Source organism: Pseudomonas versuta (genome assembly GCF_001294575.1).
Classification (GTDB): domain Bacteria; phylum Pseudomonadota; class Gammaproteobacteria; order Pseudomonadales; family Pseudomonadaceae; genus Aquipseudomonas; species Aquipseudomonas versuta.
Map to the genome: position 1 here is coordinate 2,926,252 of NZ_CP012676.1, position 16,193 is coordinate 2,942,444.

The 16,193-nt window shown below is 58.6% G+C and carries 11 protein-coding genes and 2 pseudogenes; 5 read left to right on the forward strand and 8 right to left on the reverse strand.

What is annotated here, in order from left to right; all coding sequences use genetic code 11:
• Positions 1–5: 5 nt before the first annotated feature.
• The 3 genes from AOC04_RS13040 to AOC04_RS13050 form a co-directional block, all read right to left on the reverse strand.
• A complete protein-coding gene (locus AOC04_RS13040; RefSeq protein ID WP_060693996.1) occupies positions 6–566 on the reverse strand; it encodes an RBBP9/YdeN family alpha/beta hydrolase in 561 nt (186 codons plus the stop codon).
• A 37-nt stretch (positions 567–603) separates the two neighbouring features.
• A complete protein-coding gene (locus tag AOC04_RS13045) occupies positions 604–1,464 on the reverse strand; it encodes a carboxylate/amino acid/amine transporter (RefSeq protein ID WP_060693999.1) in 861 nt (286 codons plus the stop codon).
• 251 nt (positions 1,465–1,715) lie between these two features.
• Entirely contained in the window at positions 1,716–2,315 is a 600-nt protein-coding gene (locus AOC04_RS13050) for an FMN-dependent NADH-azoreductase (RefSeq protein ID WP_060694001.1), read from the reverse strand.
• 179 nt (positions 2,316–2,494) lie between these two features.
• Between AOC04_RS13050 and AOC04_RS13055 the strand changes: the two genes are divergently transcribed.
• The 4 genes from AOC04_RS13055 (at position 2,495) to aqpZ (ending at position 7,004) form a co-directional block, all read left to right on the forward strand.
• Positions 2,495–3,418, forward strand: a complete 924-nt coding sequence (locus AOC04_RS13055; RefSeq protein WP_060694003.1) for a PA3225 family LysR-type transcriptional regulator — start codon at positions 2,495–2,497, stop codon at positions 3,416–3,418.
• Between the two features lie 162 nt (positions 3,419–3,580).
• Entirely contained in the window at positions 3,581–4,150 is a 570-nt protein-coding gene (locus tag AOC04_RS13060; RefSeq protein WP_060694006.1) for a peptidylprolyl isomerase, read from the forward strand.
• Positions 4,151–4,269: 119 nt separating this feature from the next.
• Positions 4,270–6,102 (forward strand): ABC transporter ATP-binding protein, encoded by a 1,833-nt coding sequence (locus AOC04_RS13065; protein WP_060694009.1) that lies wholly within the window; start codon positions 4,270–4,272, stop codon positions 6,100–6,102.
• A 200-nt stretch (positions 6,103–6,302) separates the two neighbouring features.
• Entirely contained in the window at positions 6,303–7,004 is a 702-nt protein-coding gene (gene aqpZ / locus AOC04_RS13070) for an aquaporin Z (protein ID WP_060694011.1), read from the forward strand.
• 18 nt (positions 7,005–7,022) lie between these two features.
• Here aqpZ and AOC04_RS13075 read toward each other — a convergent pair.
• Positions 7,023–8,146 (reverse strand): annotated as a pseudogene (locus tag AOC04_RS13075) (GNAT family N-acetyltransferase).
• A 383-nt stretch (positions 8,147–8,529) separates the two neighbouring features.
• On the opposite strand from AOC04_RS13075, the gene AOC04_RS13080 reads away from it, so the two are divergent.
• A complete protein-coding gene (locus AOC04_RS13080) occupies positions 8,530–9,822 on the forward strand; it encodes a putative porin (RefSeq protein WP_060694013.1) in 1,293 nt (430 codons plus the stop codon).
• 68 nt (positions 9,823–9,890) lie between these two features.
• Here the strand turns inward: AOC04_RS13080 and AOC04_RS13085 are convergent, their stop codons facing one another.
• The 4 genes and pseudogenes from AOC04_RS13085 to hrpA all read right to left on the reverse strand — a co-directional run bounded on the left by AOC04_RS13085 (position 9,891) and on the right by hrpA (position 16,017).
• On the reverse strand, positions 9,891–10,124 hold the full coding sequence (locus AOC04_RS13085) for a zf-HC2 domain-containing protein (protein ID WP_060694015.1): 234 nt from the start codon (positions 10,122–10,124) through the stop codon (positions 9,891–9,893).
• Positions 10,118–10,725: pseudogene (locus AOC04_RS13090) on the reverse strand (RNA polymerase sigma factor). The gene AOC04_RS13085 and the pseudogene AOC04_RS13090 overlap by 7 nt, the downstream one beginning before the upstream one ends.
• A 79-nt stretch (positions 10,726–10,804) precedes the next feature.
• A complete protein-coding gene (locus tag AOC04_RS13095; protein ID WP_060694018.1) occupies positions 10,805–11,926 on the reverse strand; it encodes a beta-ketoacyl-ACP synthase III in 1,122 nt (373 codons plus the stop codon).
• A gap of 176 nt (positions 11,927–12,102) precedes the next feature.
• Complete coding sequence (gene hrpA / locus AOC04_RS13100; RefSeq protein ID WP_060694019.1) at positions 12,103–16,017, reverse strand: ATP-dependent RNA helicase HrpA; 3,915 nt, start codon at positions 16,015–16,017, stop codon at positions 12,103–12,105.
• Between the last annotated feature and the right edge of the window lie 176 nt (positions 16,018–16,193).

A 16,193-nucleotide genomic window follows, 5' to 3' on the forward strand; every position in this document is an offset into this window, starting at 1 on the left:
TAACATTACTGGGATTTAAATTGCGGATCACCGGTGAGTTTGAATAGGAGCCCAATCCCTTGCGGCCATATACCGTAACCGGTATCACCGTTTATATGCCCCGCCTTTTGCAGCATGACCAGTTCGCTGCCCCAGGCATCGCTGAAGGCGGTTGCGCGCTCGACGGATACATACGGATCGTCAGTGCTGGCCACAGTAATAGAGTCAAAAGGCAGACGATTGAGCGGCATGGGAGTAAAACCCGAGGTACCCGACGGGTAACTGTCAGCTTCGGTATCACTGGGCGCAACCAGCAACGCACCACGAACACGTTCAGCCGCTTGCGGGTGCTGCTGCGCCCAACGCGCAATCAGCGTACAGGCCAGGCTATGCCCCACCAGAACTACAGGGCGCTGGCTGCCCGCGACTTTCTCTTGCAGGCGCTGCACCCAATCCGGACAGGCCGGGGTTTCCCAGTCCTGCTGCTTGACCCGGTGCAACCCGCTGTAGCGCTGTTCCCACTGTGATTGCCAATGCTCTGCTCCTGAATTGAACAGACCCGGCAAGATCAACACCCTGACTGTCATCTCTGGTCTCCATTAGGTGGATGGGTTGCCAAAAACCTTAGACCGTCACAGCCCTGCGGTCTAGGCGGCTGATCCAGACGGCAAGCAGAATCACCCCTGCCCCAAGGAACAACCTGCCCAGCGGTTCATGCTGATTCCAGATCAGCAGGTTGAGCAACAACCCCACCGGCACATGCAGGTTGTTCATCACCGCCAGAGTGCCCCCCGTGACCAGGCAGGCACCTTTGTTCCACCAGTACATGCCCAAGGCCGTGGAGACCAGCCCCAGAAACACCAGCACCCCCCACTGCAAAGGCGCGTCGGGTAAAAAGTCGGCTTTGCCGAATGCAAGAAAGGCCGGCAATACCACCGCCAACGCGCCGAGGTAAAAGAAACCGAAACGTCGGTAATGCGGCAATTCAGTCGGATAGCGCGCCACCAGACGCCTGTACAGCACCTGACCGGCGGCATAGGTGAAGTTGGCCAGTTGCAACAACAGGAAGCCTTTAAAGAAGTCCCCGCTGATGCTGTCAAAGCGGATCACTGCCGCCCCCGATACAGCCACCATCGCCGCTACCAGCGCCCAGGGGTTGAAGCGCCGGTTAAGGGCATCCTCAATCAATGTCACGTGCAACGGCGTGAGGATGGTGAACAACAGGACTTCGGGCACCGTAAGCACGCGAAAGCTCAGGTACAGACAGACGTAGGTGATGCCGAACTGCAAGGCACCGATCAACAGCATGCCGCGCATGAAACCGGGTTCCACCTGGCGCCAGCGGGTCAGCGGGATAAACACCAGCCCGGCCAGTACCACCCGCACCAGCACTGCAAAGTAGCTGTCGACGTGTCCAGCCAGATACTCACCAATCAGGCTGAAGGAAAACGCCTGAATCAGCGTCACAATTAGCAGATAACCCATGAATGTCTCGCCCGGAAAGTCGTGATTGCCTGACGGCAGATACGTCCGCCGGCTTGTTTCGCAGGGCGCGACATTAGCGGTTTTGCGCCGCAGGCGAAATGCCTGCCAAAAAAAACCCGGTCCAGCGTTAAAGCTGACCGGGTATGAGCACTCAGGAGAGAAGTGCAAAGGGAGGTTCGATGCGCGAACCGCATGCTTGAAGGAGCAATGAAGCGATTAAGCCCGCTGCCGATTATCTGTCGATTAACAGCCTATGCGACTTCAGAAAGCCGGGCCTTGGCCTGGTTCAAACCTTTTTCCTGAAAGTCACCGCCCAGGTTCATCCCTTCGGCATGGATGAAGGTCACGTCGTGAATGCCGATGAAAGCCATCACCTGACGCAGATAGGGCTCCTGGTGGTCCGCCGGGCTGCCGGCATAGATCCCGCCACGCGCCGTCAGCACGTAGGCTTTTTTGCCGGTCAGCAGCCCTTGGGGCCCGGTTTCTGTGTATTTGAAGGTGGTGCCGGCCCGCAGCACATGGTCAAGCCAGGCTTTGAGGGTGCTTGGAATCGCAAAGTTGTACATCGGCGCCGCCATCACCAGCACATCAGCCGCCAGCAGCTCATCAGTCAGCTCGTTGGAGCGCTGCAGGGAGGCTTTCTCGGTTGCAGAACGTTGTTCTTCAGGTTTGATCCAGCCGCCCAGCAGGTCCGCGTCCAGGTGCGGCACCGGGTTCAATGCCAGGTCGCGAACGGTGATCTGATCACCGGGGTGGACCGATTGCCATTGGCTGATGAACTGCCGGGTCAGCTGACGGGAAAACGAATCCTGCTGGCGCGCGCTGCTTTCAATGATCAGAACTCGTGACATGCTGGCTAGACTCCATCTGTAAATGCTGTAAGACGATGGAGCGAAGATTAGAGGGCAAAGCTTCGATGAAAAAGCGCAAAAACTTGCTTCAACCTATCTATAATCCTGTTGATATAGCGATCACCTGTAGCCGCTGCTACAGATCGCAATAACCCAGACTCCCGGCAAAGGAATTCATCGTGAAGGCGCCCCGTGTAACCCTTGATCAATGGCGCACCCTGCAAGCGGTGGTAGACCACGGCGGCTTCGCCCAGGCAGCTGAAGTCCTCCATCGCTCTCAATCGTCCGTCAGCTACACCGTGGCCCGCATGCAGGATCAACTCGGCGTGCCGTTGTTACGTATCGACGGGCGCAAAGCGGTGCTCACCGAAGCCGGTGAGGTGTTGCTGCGCCGTTCCCGGCAACTGGTGAAGCAGGCCAGCCAGCTCGAAGACCTGGCGCACCATATGGAGCAGGGCTGGGAAGCCGAAGTACGGCTGGTGGTCGATGCGGCCTACCCCAATGCACGGCTGGTACGCGCCCTGACCGCGTTCATGCCGCAAAGCCGCGGTTGCCGTGTGCGCTTGCGCGAAGAAGTCCTGTCGGGCGTTGAAGAGGTACTGCTTGAGGGCGTGGCCGACCTGGCCATCAGCAGCTTCAACATCCCCGGCTATCTGGGCGCCGAGCTCAGTGCCGTGGAGTTTGTTGCCGTTGCGCACCCTGATCACCCGCTGCATCGCCTGCAGCGCGAATTGCATTTTCAGGATCTCGAAAGCCAGCTTCAGGTGGTGATCCGCGACTCGGGACGCCAGCAACCGCGCGACATGGGCTGGCTGGGGGCGGAACAGCGCTGGACCGTCGGCAGCCTGGCTACGGCTGCAGCCTTTGTGGGCAGCGGCCTGGGATTTGCCTGGTTGCCGCGGCACATGATTGAACGCGAGCTCAAGGAAGGCGTGCTCAAACAGTTGCCTATGGATCAGGGCGGCAGCCGTCACCCGCTGTTCTTCCTGTACTCCAACAAAGACAAACCCCTGGGCCCGGCCACACAAATACTTGTCGAGCTATTGCGTACCTTTGATACAGCGCCTCTGGACGCACCTTTTGCAGCCCCCCTGCAAGGTTGATCAACCCTGTGCGGGCATGACAACGGTGGGCAGGAACAATGATCGCGAATATCCTGTCCAAAGTGCGCGACCAGTCTGAACCGGCCGGTCCCGCCATCACCCTATTCCATCGTGCGTGAGTGCTCTCGCGCAGTTGCTCCCACTGTCCAGGATCCTAGACCCATGCTGAAAAAAATTGCCCTCGCCGCCGGTGCCCTGCTCTTCGCTGCCAACCTCATGGCGGCCACCCCCGCACCGACCAAAGCGCCCCATGTTGAGCTGGACACCAGCTTTGGCAAGATCGAAATCGAACTGGACCCGGTCAAGGCCCCGATCAGCAGCAAAAACTTTCTGGAGTACGTCGACAGCGGCTTCTACAACAACACCATTTTCCACCGTGTGATTCCGGGCTTTATGGTGCAAGGCGGCGGTTTTACCCAGCAAATGACCCAAAAGCCGACCCGCGACCCGATCAAGAACGAAGCCAGCAACGGCCTGCACAACGTGCGTGGCACCCTGTCGATGGCCCGTACTTCCAACCCGGACTCCGCCACCAGCCAGTTCTTTATCAACGTGGCGGACAACGCGTTTCTGGACCCGGGCCGTGACGCCGGTTATGCCGTATTCGCCAAGGTTGTGAATGGCATGGACGTGGTTGACCAGATCGTCAACTCGCAGACCACCACTAAACAAGGCATGCAGAATGTCCCGATCGATCCTGTGCTCATCAAGTCCGCCAAGCGCATCGACTGACGGAAGGGTTCACGCAAGGAATTTGACCGAATACTGAACCTGCAGGAGCGACCTCGCTCCTGCAGGATTGTGGGGGGTCATACACTAAAGGAGAGCCCGCGCTGCGGGCGTCAGTGCCAATGCTTTATCGCTATTTTGAAAAGCTGATCGATATTTTCCGCGAAGCTCCCACGCCTGCTCCACCCAGTACTGTCTGGGCGTTTTATTACTACTACCTGCGCCAGGTGTGGCCGATCTTTGCCGCCCTGCTGGTGGTCGGGCTGATTGCCGCCTTGATCGAAGTCTCTCTGTTCAGCTACCTGAGCACACTGATTGACCTGACCCAGGGCACGCCCACTACCGATTTCTTCAGAATCCACAGCAACGAGCTGATCTGGATGGCGGTCGTTGCACTGATTATCCGCCCCATTTTCTTCGGCCTGCATGACCTGCTGGTGCACCAGACCCTGAACCCGAGCATGACCAGCATGATCCGCTGGCAAAACCACAGCTACGTGCTCAAGCAAAGCCTCAACTTCTTTCAAAATGACTTCGCCGGGCGTATTGCCCAGCGCATCATGCAAACCGGCAACTCGCTGCGCGACTCGGCCGTGCAGGCCGTCGATGCCCTGTGGCATGTATTGATCTATGCCATCAGCTCGCTGGTGCTGTTTGCCGAGGCTGACTGGCGCCTGATGATCCCGCTGCTGACCTGGATCGCCTGCTATATCGGCGCGCTTTACTATTTCGTGCCCCGTGTCAAAGAGCGCTCGGTGGTGTCCTCCGACGCCCGCTCCAAACTGATGGGCCGGATTGTGGACGGCTATACCAACATCACCACCCTCAAACTCTTTGCCCATACCAACTTCGAGCAGCAGTACGCCCGCGAAGCCATCATCGAGCAAACCGAAAAAACCCAGCTGGCCAGCCGCGTCGTGACCAGCATGGATGTCACCATCACCACCCTCAACGGCCTGTTGATCGTGACCACCAGCGGCCTGGCATTGTGGTTATGGAGCCAGTCGCTGATCAGTGTGGGGGCAATTGCCCTGGCAACCGGGCTGGTGATTCGCATCGTCAACATGTCCGGCTGGATCATGTGGGTGGTCAACGGCATCTTTGAAAACATCGGCATGGTCCAGGACGGCTTGCAGACCATCGCCCAGCCTGTTGCCGTGACTGACCGTGAACAGGCACCGCGCCTGAACGTAGACCGCGGCGAAGTGCGCTTTGAACACGTGGATTTCCACTACGGCAAACGCAGCGGAATCATCAGCGACCTCAATCTGGTGATCAAACCCGGCGAAAAAATCGGCCTGATCGGCCCTTCCGGCGCGGGCAAGTCAACGCTGGTCAACCTGCTGCTGCGCCTGTACGACCTGCAAGGCGGAAGAATCCTGATCGACGGTCAGAATATTGCCGAAGTCACTCAAGAAAGCCTGCGCGAACAAATCGGCATGATCACCCAGGACACCTCGCTGCTGCATCGCTCGATCCGCGACAACCTGCTGTACGGCAAACCGGACGCCACCGATGAAGAACTCTGGGAGGCGGTACGCAAGGCCCGCGCCGACGAGTTCATCCCCAACCTGTCCGATGCCCAGGGCCGCAGCGGCTTCGACGCCCACGTGGGTGAGCGCGGGGTCAAGCTGTCGGGGGGCCAGCGCCAGCGCATCGCCATTGCCCGGGTACTGCTCAAGAACGCACCGATCCTGATCATGGACGAGGCCACCTCTGCACTGGACTCCGAAGTGGAAGCGGCCATCCAGGAAAGCCTTGAAACCCTGATGCAAGGCAAAACCGTGATTGCCATCGCTCACCGGCTGTCCACCATCGCCCGGATGGACCGGTTGGTGGTTCTGGAAAAAGGCCATATCGCCGAGTCCGGGACCCATGCCGAACTGCTCGCCCATGGTGGCTTGTATGCACGTCTGTGGCAGCATCAAACAGGCGGGTTTGTAGGGCTGGACTGAGGTAAAAAAAGCAGACCTGTAACGCCACTGATACACAGCGCCAGCGCCCGTTTTTAAAGGGCTCTGGCGTTTTTTTTGGACGCTTGCCAATCCTTGGCGGCCTGCTGTACTGAAGTATGAATTCAGGAGAGCTCTGCAATTAACGCAGGATGCATCCCGGCGTCATCCGGTCGATAGATTTATCTATCCAGGACCTTGAAATGAACTTGCTCAAACGCTCGGCTACGGAGTTGGTTGGTACTTTCTGGTTGGTTCTTGGTGGTTGTGGCAGCGCAGTGCTGGCCGCAGCTTTCCCCCACGTCGGTATCGGATTGCTTGGAGTCGCACTCGCTTTTGGCCTTACCGTCCTCACCATGGCATTCGCCATAGGGCATATCTCCGGTTGCCACCTTAACCCCGCTGTATCGTTCGGACTGTGGGTGGGCGGGCGCTTTCCTGCAAAAGAGCTGCCTGCCTATATGGTGGCCCAGGTTCTGGGTGGCATCATCGCCGCCGCGCTGCTGTATTTGATTGCCAGTGGCAAACCCGGCTTTGACCTGGCCGCCAGCGGACTGGCCGCCAATGGTTATGGCGACCACTCCCCAGGCGGTTACTCGATGATCTCGGGGCTGGTGTGCGAAGTGGTGATGACGGCGATGTTCATCCTGATCATCATGGGCGCCACCGACAAGCGCGCCCCTGCAGGTCTGGCACCGATAGCCATCGGCCTGACGCTGACCCTGATCCACCTGATCTCGATCCCGGTCACCAACACTTCCGTCAACCCGGCACGCAGCACTGGCCCGGCCTTGATCGTAGGCGGCTGGGCACTTGAGCAGTTATGGATGTTCTGGCTCGCACCGCTGGTGGGCGCGGCCATGGGTGCCTTGACGTATCGCTGGCTGGGCAAGGAAAACAGCTGACAGGCAACCCGGCGAGGATCAGGCCTGCCGGTAAGGCAGAGCCGACCTCGCCTCTTCGGCATACGCCAGCACCCCCACCCGCTCACGCGCCAGAAAATCGCTGACTGCCGCTTTCAAACCCTGATGGCGCAAGTAATGCCAGGAATGGGTGATGACCGGCTCAAAGCCGCGGATCAGCTTGTGCTCACCTTGCGCACCGGCGTCAAAGCGCTGAATGCCGCCTGCGATGGCGTAATCCATGCCCTGATAAAAACAGGTTTCGAAGTGCAATCGGTCGAACTCGCCCAGGCACCCCAATAGCGTCCATACAGGCTGTCACCGCCAATCAGGCTGAAGGCCATTGCCACCGGGTTTGAACCCTGCCTGGCCAGCACGACACGAATGGACTCGGGCATGCGCTCGGCCAGCAGACTGAAAAATTCACGGGTCAGGTACGGGTTTTGTCGACGCACGGCGTAGGTATTGGCATAGCAGGCATAAACGAAATCCCATTGCGCTTCGCTCACTTGATGACCTTCTAGCCATTCAAACTCAAACCCCTGCCCGGCCACTTGCTCGCGCTCCTTGCGCATTTGCTTACGCTTGCGCGAACTCAATCCATCGAGGAAATCCTGAAAGTCACGGTACCCGCGGTTCTGCCAATGAAACTGGCAGCCCAGCCGCTGCAGCCAGCCGGGCTGTTGTGACAATGCGGTATCGGCCAGCTCATCGGTGAAATTGATATGGGCGCTGCTGAGCCCTTCTATCTCCAGGTAACCGGGCAAGGCGCCAAGCAATTCAAGCCCGTCTGCGCTACTGGCTGCCAGCAATCGCGGACCGCTGACCGGACTGAACGGCACCGCAGTCAGCAGTTTGGGGTAGTACTCAATGCCCGCCCGCTCGCAAGCATTGGCCCATTCATGATCGAACACGTATTCACCGTAGGAATGCCATTTTCGATAACTGGGAAGCGCTGCCAGCAACTGGCCGTTTTCATAATGCAGCAAGTGCTCGGGCTGCCAGCCGGACTGAGGCCCCAGGCTGGCGCTGTCTTCCAGCGCACTCAGAAAAGCATGGCGCAGGAACGGTTGAGCCACTGGCACCAGTGCATCCCATTCATGGGCCGAGATGGCGCCCAGGCTGTCCAGACGGTGTAACGGCATTGGTTGTCCCCGGAGTGCGGCATAGAGCGGCGATGGTAGCACCTGATGCCGGGCTGGCAATGCCGTGCAACCCACAGGCTGTCACGTAGCCGTTGCCGCAGACGACGTCCGATTGCGAAGCGATCGTAAACCTTCAAAACAGGGCTCGGCTGACAGATTGCGATCACTGACCCTACGACCCTGCGAGCGCCTGACTTGCTGTCACAGACTTGCTATCACTTTGCCACTTTTCTGTCATATCCAGCCGCGATACTGGCGCCGCTTCTTAGAACACGGGGCTATGAGCGGTGTAACTGCAGCAGCCTCAGCTTCATTAATGCGAGCCCATCAAGGGCCGAATTTTTCTGAGATGGCCTGGGCCATCTCGACACTGGGAGTTTCATATGCGTCTTGTATCTACACGGGTTGCGGCGGGACTGTGTGGGGGGCTGGTATTGGCCATGAGCGTTCCGGCAAGTGCCGGGGTCGATGCCAAATTGCTCGAAATGCTTAAAGCCAACGGCTCCATTTCGCCGGCCCAATATGCCGAACTGCAAACCGAACTGACCAGTGAGAAACAGGCCCAACAAGAAGCAGTCGCCAATCAGGTGAAAAAATCTGACCTCAGCGCCTTCGAACAAAAAGTGGCCTGGGCTGCCAAGACTGAATTCAAGGGCGACGTCCGGGTTCGTCAGGAAACGGTCAAAATCGATGGCGAATCCGATGGTAAAAACAAGGATCGCCAACGAATCCGTGCCCGCCTGGGCGCCTATACCGAAATCAACCCGCAAGTGAACACCGGTATCCGCATTGCCACTGGTGGAGGCGACGATGCACGCTCCACCAACCAGGACCTGGACAACTATTTCGACAAGAAACAACTGTGGCTCGATCAGGCCTACATCGACTATCACCCCACAGCCGTCAAGGACCTGCACCTGATCGGCGGCAAGATGCCGCAACCCTGGGTCAACATGGGCGACGTGATCTGGGATAGCGATATCAACCCTGAAGGTCTGGCGGCCACTTACAAGCACAACCTGGGTAACAGCGGCATCGAGATGTTCGGTAGCGCCGGTTACTACACTCTCAAGGACAACGTCGACGGCGAAGGTGTGCAGTTTCGCAACGACCTGAGCCTGTATGCAGGCCAGCTGGGCGCCCGTTTCGCACCGACCGACAGCCTGAAAGTGACGTTGGGCGGCAGTGTTTACAGCTACAACAATGACAAGGACAGCGCCTGCCCTACTACCGGCACCAAGACCACGCCATGCGCGCTGGCCGTTAACGGCAACAGCACCGACGAATTCCGTCTGTACGAAGGCTTCGGTCAGATCGATATCGCCAACCTGCCGGTACCACTGTCGCTGTACGGTCAATACGTACACAACGCAGCCACCGACAGTGATCAAGACAACGCCTGGCTGGTGGGTTTCAAAAGCAAGTTGAACGCCTTCAGCCTGGACTACAACTACCGCGATATTCAGCGTAACGCGGTGGTGGGTGCCTTTACAGACTCTGACTTTGCCAACGGCACTACCGGTTCACGCGGGCACAAAGTCAAAGTGGGCTACGAGATCGACAAGAACTTTGGTGTCGGCGTTACGTACTTCCTGACCAAGGCCGATTACGCGACCACTACCCAGAAAGATGCCAACGCCAACACCCTGCAACTGGATGTAGAAGCCAAGTTCTAAGAGCAAACCGTTGAGTGAAGGTAGCGTCGATCCCCTCTTATCCGTCGACGACGCCTTCACTTGGCGTTTCATTCCCCGCCTGACCGCTCGCGCATCATCCTTTTGACCGTCACCTCAGGATCGATCGACGGCTCTTCAGGCATCGCTGCAAGCACTGCCCCCATCAAACGCATTTGCCGGGTAAAACGTCTGCAGTTCGGACAAAATAGCAAATGATGGCGCACCCTCAAGCGCTGACGAAATGTCAGTTGACCATCCAGATAATCACTCGACCGGGCAACGTATTGCTTGCAGGTCAGCATTCACCGGTTTCCTCGAAATGCTCCACGGTCGCGAAGACTTTAAGCCGGGCCCGATGTACCAGCACCCTGACATTGGAGAGGGATATATCAAGAAGATTACAAATCTCTTCCAGCGCTAGCCCCTGACGCTCACGCAACACCAGCACACTGCTTTGCAACTGTGGGAGGCTGAGCAGCGTGTGCTCAAGGCACTCACGCAGTTCATTTTCAGCGAGCAAGGCTTCAGGGGTGTCCTGATGCCAGGCCAGGGGCGCGAGCAGCCAGTGACCATCAGCGGAAAACCGATCATCGTCGATCGTGCCGTGAGGCGAAGGTAAATCGTCGAGCAGAACTTCCCGGCGATTTTGCTTGTAACGGTTTTTGGCAGCGTTGGCAGTAATGGTCAGCAGCCAGGTTTTCAGGCTCGAGCGCGATTCAAATCCGCCAATATTGCGTACCACCGACAGCCAGGCATCCTGCACGGCTTCGTCAGCATGCCGACTGCCAACAATGGCGTAGGCCACCGCACGCATGGCCCCTGATAAGTACTGACCAGTTCCCTGAACGCCTGCTGTTCCCCGGCCAGTAGACGCTTGAGCAGTTCCGTATCGTCAGCCGCCATGGGTGCCTCTGCTTACTGTTCTGTAGGAGCGAGCTTGCTCGCGAGCTTTTTAAACGCTCGCTCCTGCAGAGGATAGGAATCAGCGTTTACGCAGAATCACGCTGCCAATTGAATAGCCCGCACCGAAGGAGCTGAGCACTGCCAGTGCGCCACTTTGCAGGTCGTCCTGATACGTGTGGAAGGCAATCACCGAACCCGCCGAACTGGTATTGGCGTAAGTGTCGAGAATCACTGGCGCTTCTTCGATCGAGGCTTCACGGCCCAGCAGGCGCTTGACGATCAGGTGGTTCATGCTCAGGTTGGCCTGGTGCAGCCAGAAGCGCTTCACATCAGCCACATCGAGCTGGTTCTCTTGCAGATGCTGAGCGATCAGCTCGGCCACCATCGGGCACACATCACGGAATACCTTGCGGCCTTCCTGGACGAACAGCTTGTCGGGGCTGTCTGGGGATTCGTCAGAAGCACGGTTGAGAAAACCGAAGTTGTTGCGGATGTTGTTCGAGAACGTGGTCAGCAGTTTGCTGCTGACAATGTCGAACTGATGCGGCGAAGTGGCCAGATCGGCACGTTCAACCACCACTGCGGTGGCCGCATCGCCGAAGATGAAGTGACTGTCGCGGTCGCGGAAGTTCAGGTGGCCGGTGCACACCTCAGGGCTGATCAACAGCACCGCGCGGGCCTGCCCCAGCTGGACGCTGTTGCTGGCGGTCTGAATGCCGAAGGTCGCCGAAGAACAGGCGACGTTCATGTCAAAGCCAAAACCCTGGATACCCAGCGCATGCTGAACTTCAATTGCAATGGCCGGATACGGACGTTGCAGGTTGGAGCAGGCAACGATAACGCCATCGATGTCGGCAGCGGTTTTACCCGCACGTTCAAGCGCCTGTTTGGCGGCGCCCACGGCCATTTCGCAGAGAATCGACATTTCGTCGTTCGAGCGTTCAGGCAAATGCGGGCGCATGCGTTGCGGGTCCAGGATGCCGGCCTTGTCCATCACAAAGCGGCTTTTGATGCCTGAGGCCTTTTCGATAAAGGCTGCGCTGGACTCGGCCAGAGGTTCGATTTCTCCGGCTTCGATGGCGGCGGCGTTATGCGCATTGAACTGCTGTACATAGGCATTGAAAGACTGCACCAGCTCTTCATTGGAGATGCTGTTGGCCGGGGTGTACAGGCCGGTGCCGCTGATGACGACGTTATGCACGGTCGTTCCTCTTATTCTGTTCAAACAGAAGGTATTGAATTCATTTCAGGCAGTGATAGCGACGAAGTTTGCCATAAACGGCAACTTTTGGCGTTACTTCACGATCGTCCATCTCTGCAGGAGCGAGCTTTCAAGCCGCTAAAGAGCTCGCGAGCAAGCCCGCTCCTGCAGGGTATTCAGGCGTCCACCTGGCTCCATTGTTTGCTCAGGCGTTTGTCCGAAATGGGCACTTTGGTTCCCAACTGCTGGCCGAACAGTGATACGCGATATTCCTCCAGCCACCAGCGATAAAGCTCCAGTTGCGGGTCGCGCTTGCCTTCCTGGGCGTGCTTGGTGGCCCGGGCCTGATACTGCGCCCACAAACCGCTCAGCTCGCCACTCCAGACCCGGTCTTTCTGGACCTGAGCGGGGAGTTTCTCCAGGCGAATTTCAATGGCCTTGAGGTAGCGCGGCAGCTCCTTGAGCCAGACTGCCGGGGTTTCCCGGACAAAACCCGGATACACCAGATTGCCGAGCTGCTGCTTGATGTCATTCAGGGCAACCGCTTGAGCCAGGTCGATCTTGCCCTTGAAGCGCTTTTGCAGCCCGTGCCACAGCTTGAGAATATCCAGCGTCAGTCTGGCCAGCTTTTCGGCATGCTCGGTCCAGGCCCCGCGCTTGCGCTCGGCAAGCGCAGCCAGGCCCGCGCCATCGCGCGGCAATACGGCTTCGCCTTCAAGGATGCAGCTATCGAGGCTGGCCAGCAGAATGTCTTCCACGAGACTCTCGACCCTGCCCAGTTCGCGATACAGCAGTCCCAGTTCAGTCAGCCCCGGCAACTTGGCGCGCAAGAATTTGGCCGGCTCGGCCAGTTGCTGCATCAACAACCGCTGAAGCGCCCGTCGATGTTGATATTCAGCCTCGGCCGGCGTCGAGAAACGACCTTCCTTGACGGTGTTGCCCTCTTCTACCAATGCCGGATAAACCGTCATCGACAACCCGGCAATCTTCTGCTGGGTTTTTTCAGCCACCGGGGCAAACACTTTGGCCTCGACCGGCTGCTGGTTTTTCGCTGTTTGCGGCACCGCCAACGCGGCCTGACTGGCTTGCGCAAAGCGGGCTGTCAGCTCGGCCAGATCGCGGCCTTCGCCAAGGAACTTGCCTTCGCCATCGACAATTTCAAGGTTCATCTTCAGGTGGTTTTCCACCTGCTGCGCCGCTTCAGTCCACGCCTCGTCGCTCACCCGTGCCCCGGTCATGCGCAACAACTCACGGCCCAGCGCCTGGGGCAACGAGCCTTCGGCGAAGGCCATGCGCTGCAAGGCGGCCTTGACGAAGTCCGGTACCGGAACAAAGTTTTTCCGTAGCGCCTTGGGCAGGCTGCGTACCAGAGCAATGCATTTGGCCTCGATCATGCCCGGCACCAGCCACTCCAGACGCTCTGGCGGCAACACCGAGAGCAACGGCGCAGGCACTTTGACCGTTACCCCGTCACGGGGGTGGTTGGGCTCAAAGTGATAACTGAGCTCCAGGGTCAAATCCCCCAGATGCAGGGTGTCCGGGAAATGCTGGGCGGTGATTTCAGTGGCTTCACGGGCCAGCACGTCTTCTTCGCGCATGATCAACAGCTGCGGGTCTTTCTGGCTGTTGATGCGATACCAGCTGTCGAAGGTCGCGGTCTGATGAATTTCAGCGGGCAGGCGCGCGTCGTAGAACGCGTACAGGGTTTCTTCGTCGGCCAGAATATCGCGGCGCCGGGCCTTGGCCTCCAGCTCGTCGAGTTGTTCCAGCAGTTGGGTATTGGCGGTCAGGCACTTGGCCCGCGACTGGATTTCGCCCCGCACCAGGCCTTCGCGGATGAACAGCTCGCGCGACATCACCGGGTCAATCGGCCCGTAATGAACGGCACGGCGACCGACCACAATCAGGCCGAACAAGGTGATCTGCTCAAAGGCCACCACTTGTCCGCGCTTCTTCTCCCAGTGCGGCTCGAAGTAGTTCTTTTTGATCAGGTGCCCGGCCAGCGGCTCGATCCAGTCCGGCTCGATCTTGGCCACCATCCGCGCATAGAGCTTGGTGGTCTCGACCAGTTCGGCGGTCATCAGCCATTGCGGGCGTTTTTTACCCAGGCCGGAGGCTGGATGAATCCAGAACCGGCGCTGACGTGCCCCCAGATAGTCACCCTCTTCAGTCTTTTGCCCGATTTGGCTAAGCAAGCCGGACAACACCGCTTTATGCAGCTTGGGGTAGTCGGCCGGTTCTTTATTGATCGTCAACTGCATGTCGCGACAGATCAGACTCAATTGGCGGTGTGAGTCGCGCCATTCGCGCAGCCGCAGGTAATTGAGGAAGTTCTTGCGGCACCAGTTGCGCAACGGGCTCGCGGTCAAGGCCTGGCGCTGCTCTTCAAAGCCACGCCAGACATTGATCAGCCCGGCAAAATCGGAGTCCACGTCTTTCCATTGCGCGTGGGCCTGATCCGCCGCCTGCTGGCGTTCGGGCGGACGTTCACGGGGGTCTTGCACCGACATCGCACTGGCAACAATCAACACCTCCTGCAAACTGCCAAGCCTGGCCGCTTCCAGCAGCATGCGGCCCATGCGCGGGTCCACCGGCAAGCGCGCCAGTTGACGCCCCAGCGGCGTGAGCTGATTCTCGCGATTGACTGCCGACAGCTCTTGCAACAGGTTGAAGCCGTCAGTGATGGCCTTGCCATCCGGCGGTTCAATAAACGGGAACGCAGTAATCTCGCCCAGACGCAGGTGCAACATCTGCAAGATTACGGCGGCAAGGTTGGTCCGCAGAATTTCCGGATCAGTAAATTCCGGGCGCCCGTTGAAATCTTCTTCGGCGTACAAACGCACACAGATACCCGGCTCAACCCGACCGCAACGGCCTTTACGCTGATTGGCACTGGCCTGTGAAATCGCTTCGATGGGCAGGCGCTGAACCTTGGCCCGATAGCTATAGCGGCTGATACGGGCGGTGCCGCTGTCGATCACATAGCGAATGCCCGGCACCGTCAGCGAGGTTTCAGCCACGTTGGTTGCCAGCACCACGCGCCGCCCGGGGTGGGACTGGAAAATACGCTGCTGCTCGGCGGGTGACAGCCGTGCATACAACGGCAGGATTTCGGTGTGCTTGAGTTGCGCCTTGCGCAGCATCTCGGCGGCGTCGCGAATTTCCCGCTCACCGGGCAAGAACACCAGCACGTCGCCGGGGCTTTTGCGCTCACTGCGTTCAAAGGCGGCGATTTCATCAAGGGTGGCAATGATCGCCTGGTCGACGCTCAAATCTTCCTCGACACTGTTGCCCTCTTCATCTTGCTCCGAGGTCAGCGGGCGATACCAGGTCTCGACCGGGAAGGTGCGGCCCGACACCTCGACAATCGGTGCATCGTTGAAGTGCTTGGAAAAGCGCTCCAGATCGATGGTGGCCGAAGTGATGATGACTTTGAGATCCGGCCGACGCGGCAGCAGGATTTTCAGGTAGCCCAGCAAGAAATCGATGTTCAGGCTGCGTTCGTGGGCTTCGTCGACGATGATCGTGTCGTAGCGTTCCAGATAACGGTCGTGCTGGGTTTCGGCCAGCAAGATACCGTCAGTCATCAGCTTGACCAGGGTGTTGGAATCGCTTTGATCCTCAAACCGCACCTGGTAACCCACCAGCGCGCCCAGCGGCGTGGCCAGTTCTTCGGCCACCCGGCTGGCTACGCTGCGCGCCGCGATTCGACGGGGCTGGGTATGGCCGATCAAACCGTGTTGACCGCGACCGATCTCCAGGCAGATTTTCGGCAACTGGGTGGTTTTGCCCGAGCCGGTCTCACCGGCCAGAATCAGCACCTGATGCTTGAGCAACGCAGCCTTGATCTCATCGCGTTTGGCGGCAATCGGCAGATTCTCGTCATAACGAATCAGCGGCACGCTGGCCGCCCGCGCTTTCACCTGCGCGCACGACGCCTGCACCCGCTCGGCCCATGCGGCCAATTTGGCAACGTCCTCAGGCTTTTTGCGCAGCTCATGCAATTGCCGGCGCAACTTGTGGCGGTCGGCAATCATGGCTTGATCAAGGTTTTTCAACAGTTGGTCGATAGCAGGCGATTCGTCAGTCATCAGGTGCGCAAAAGTCTTCGTAAATGCAGGGGGCGGATTGTCGCAGATTTGGCCCGAACCCGTGAACGGGATCTACACCCTGGTTGCACAGTAGCCCTGTGTACAGGCATCGAAGTCATGGGGCAGGAAAACCGGGGAAGGAGGGTGACGCTTGACATGGCATCCATGCCAAAGGA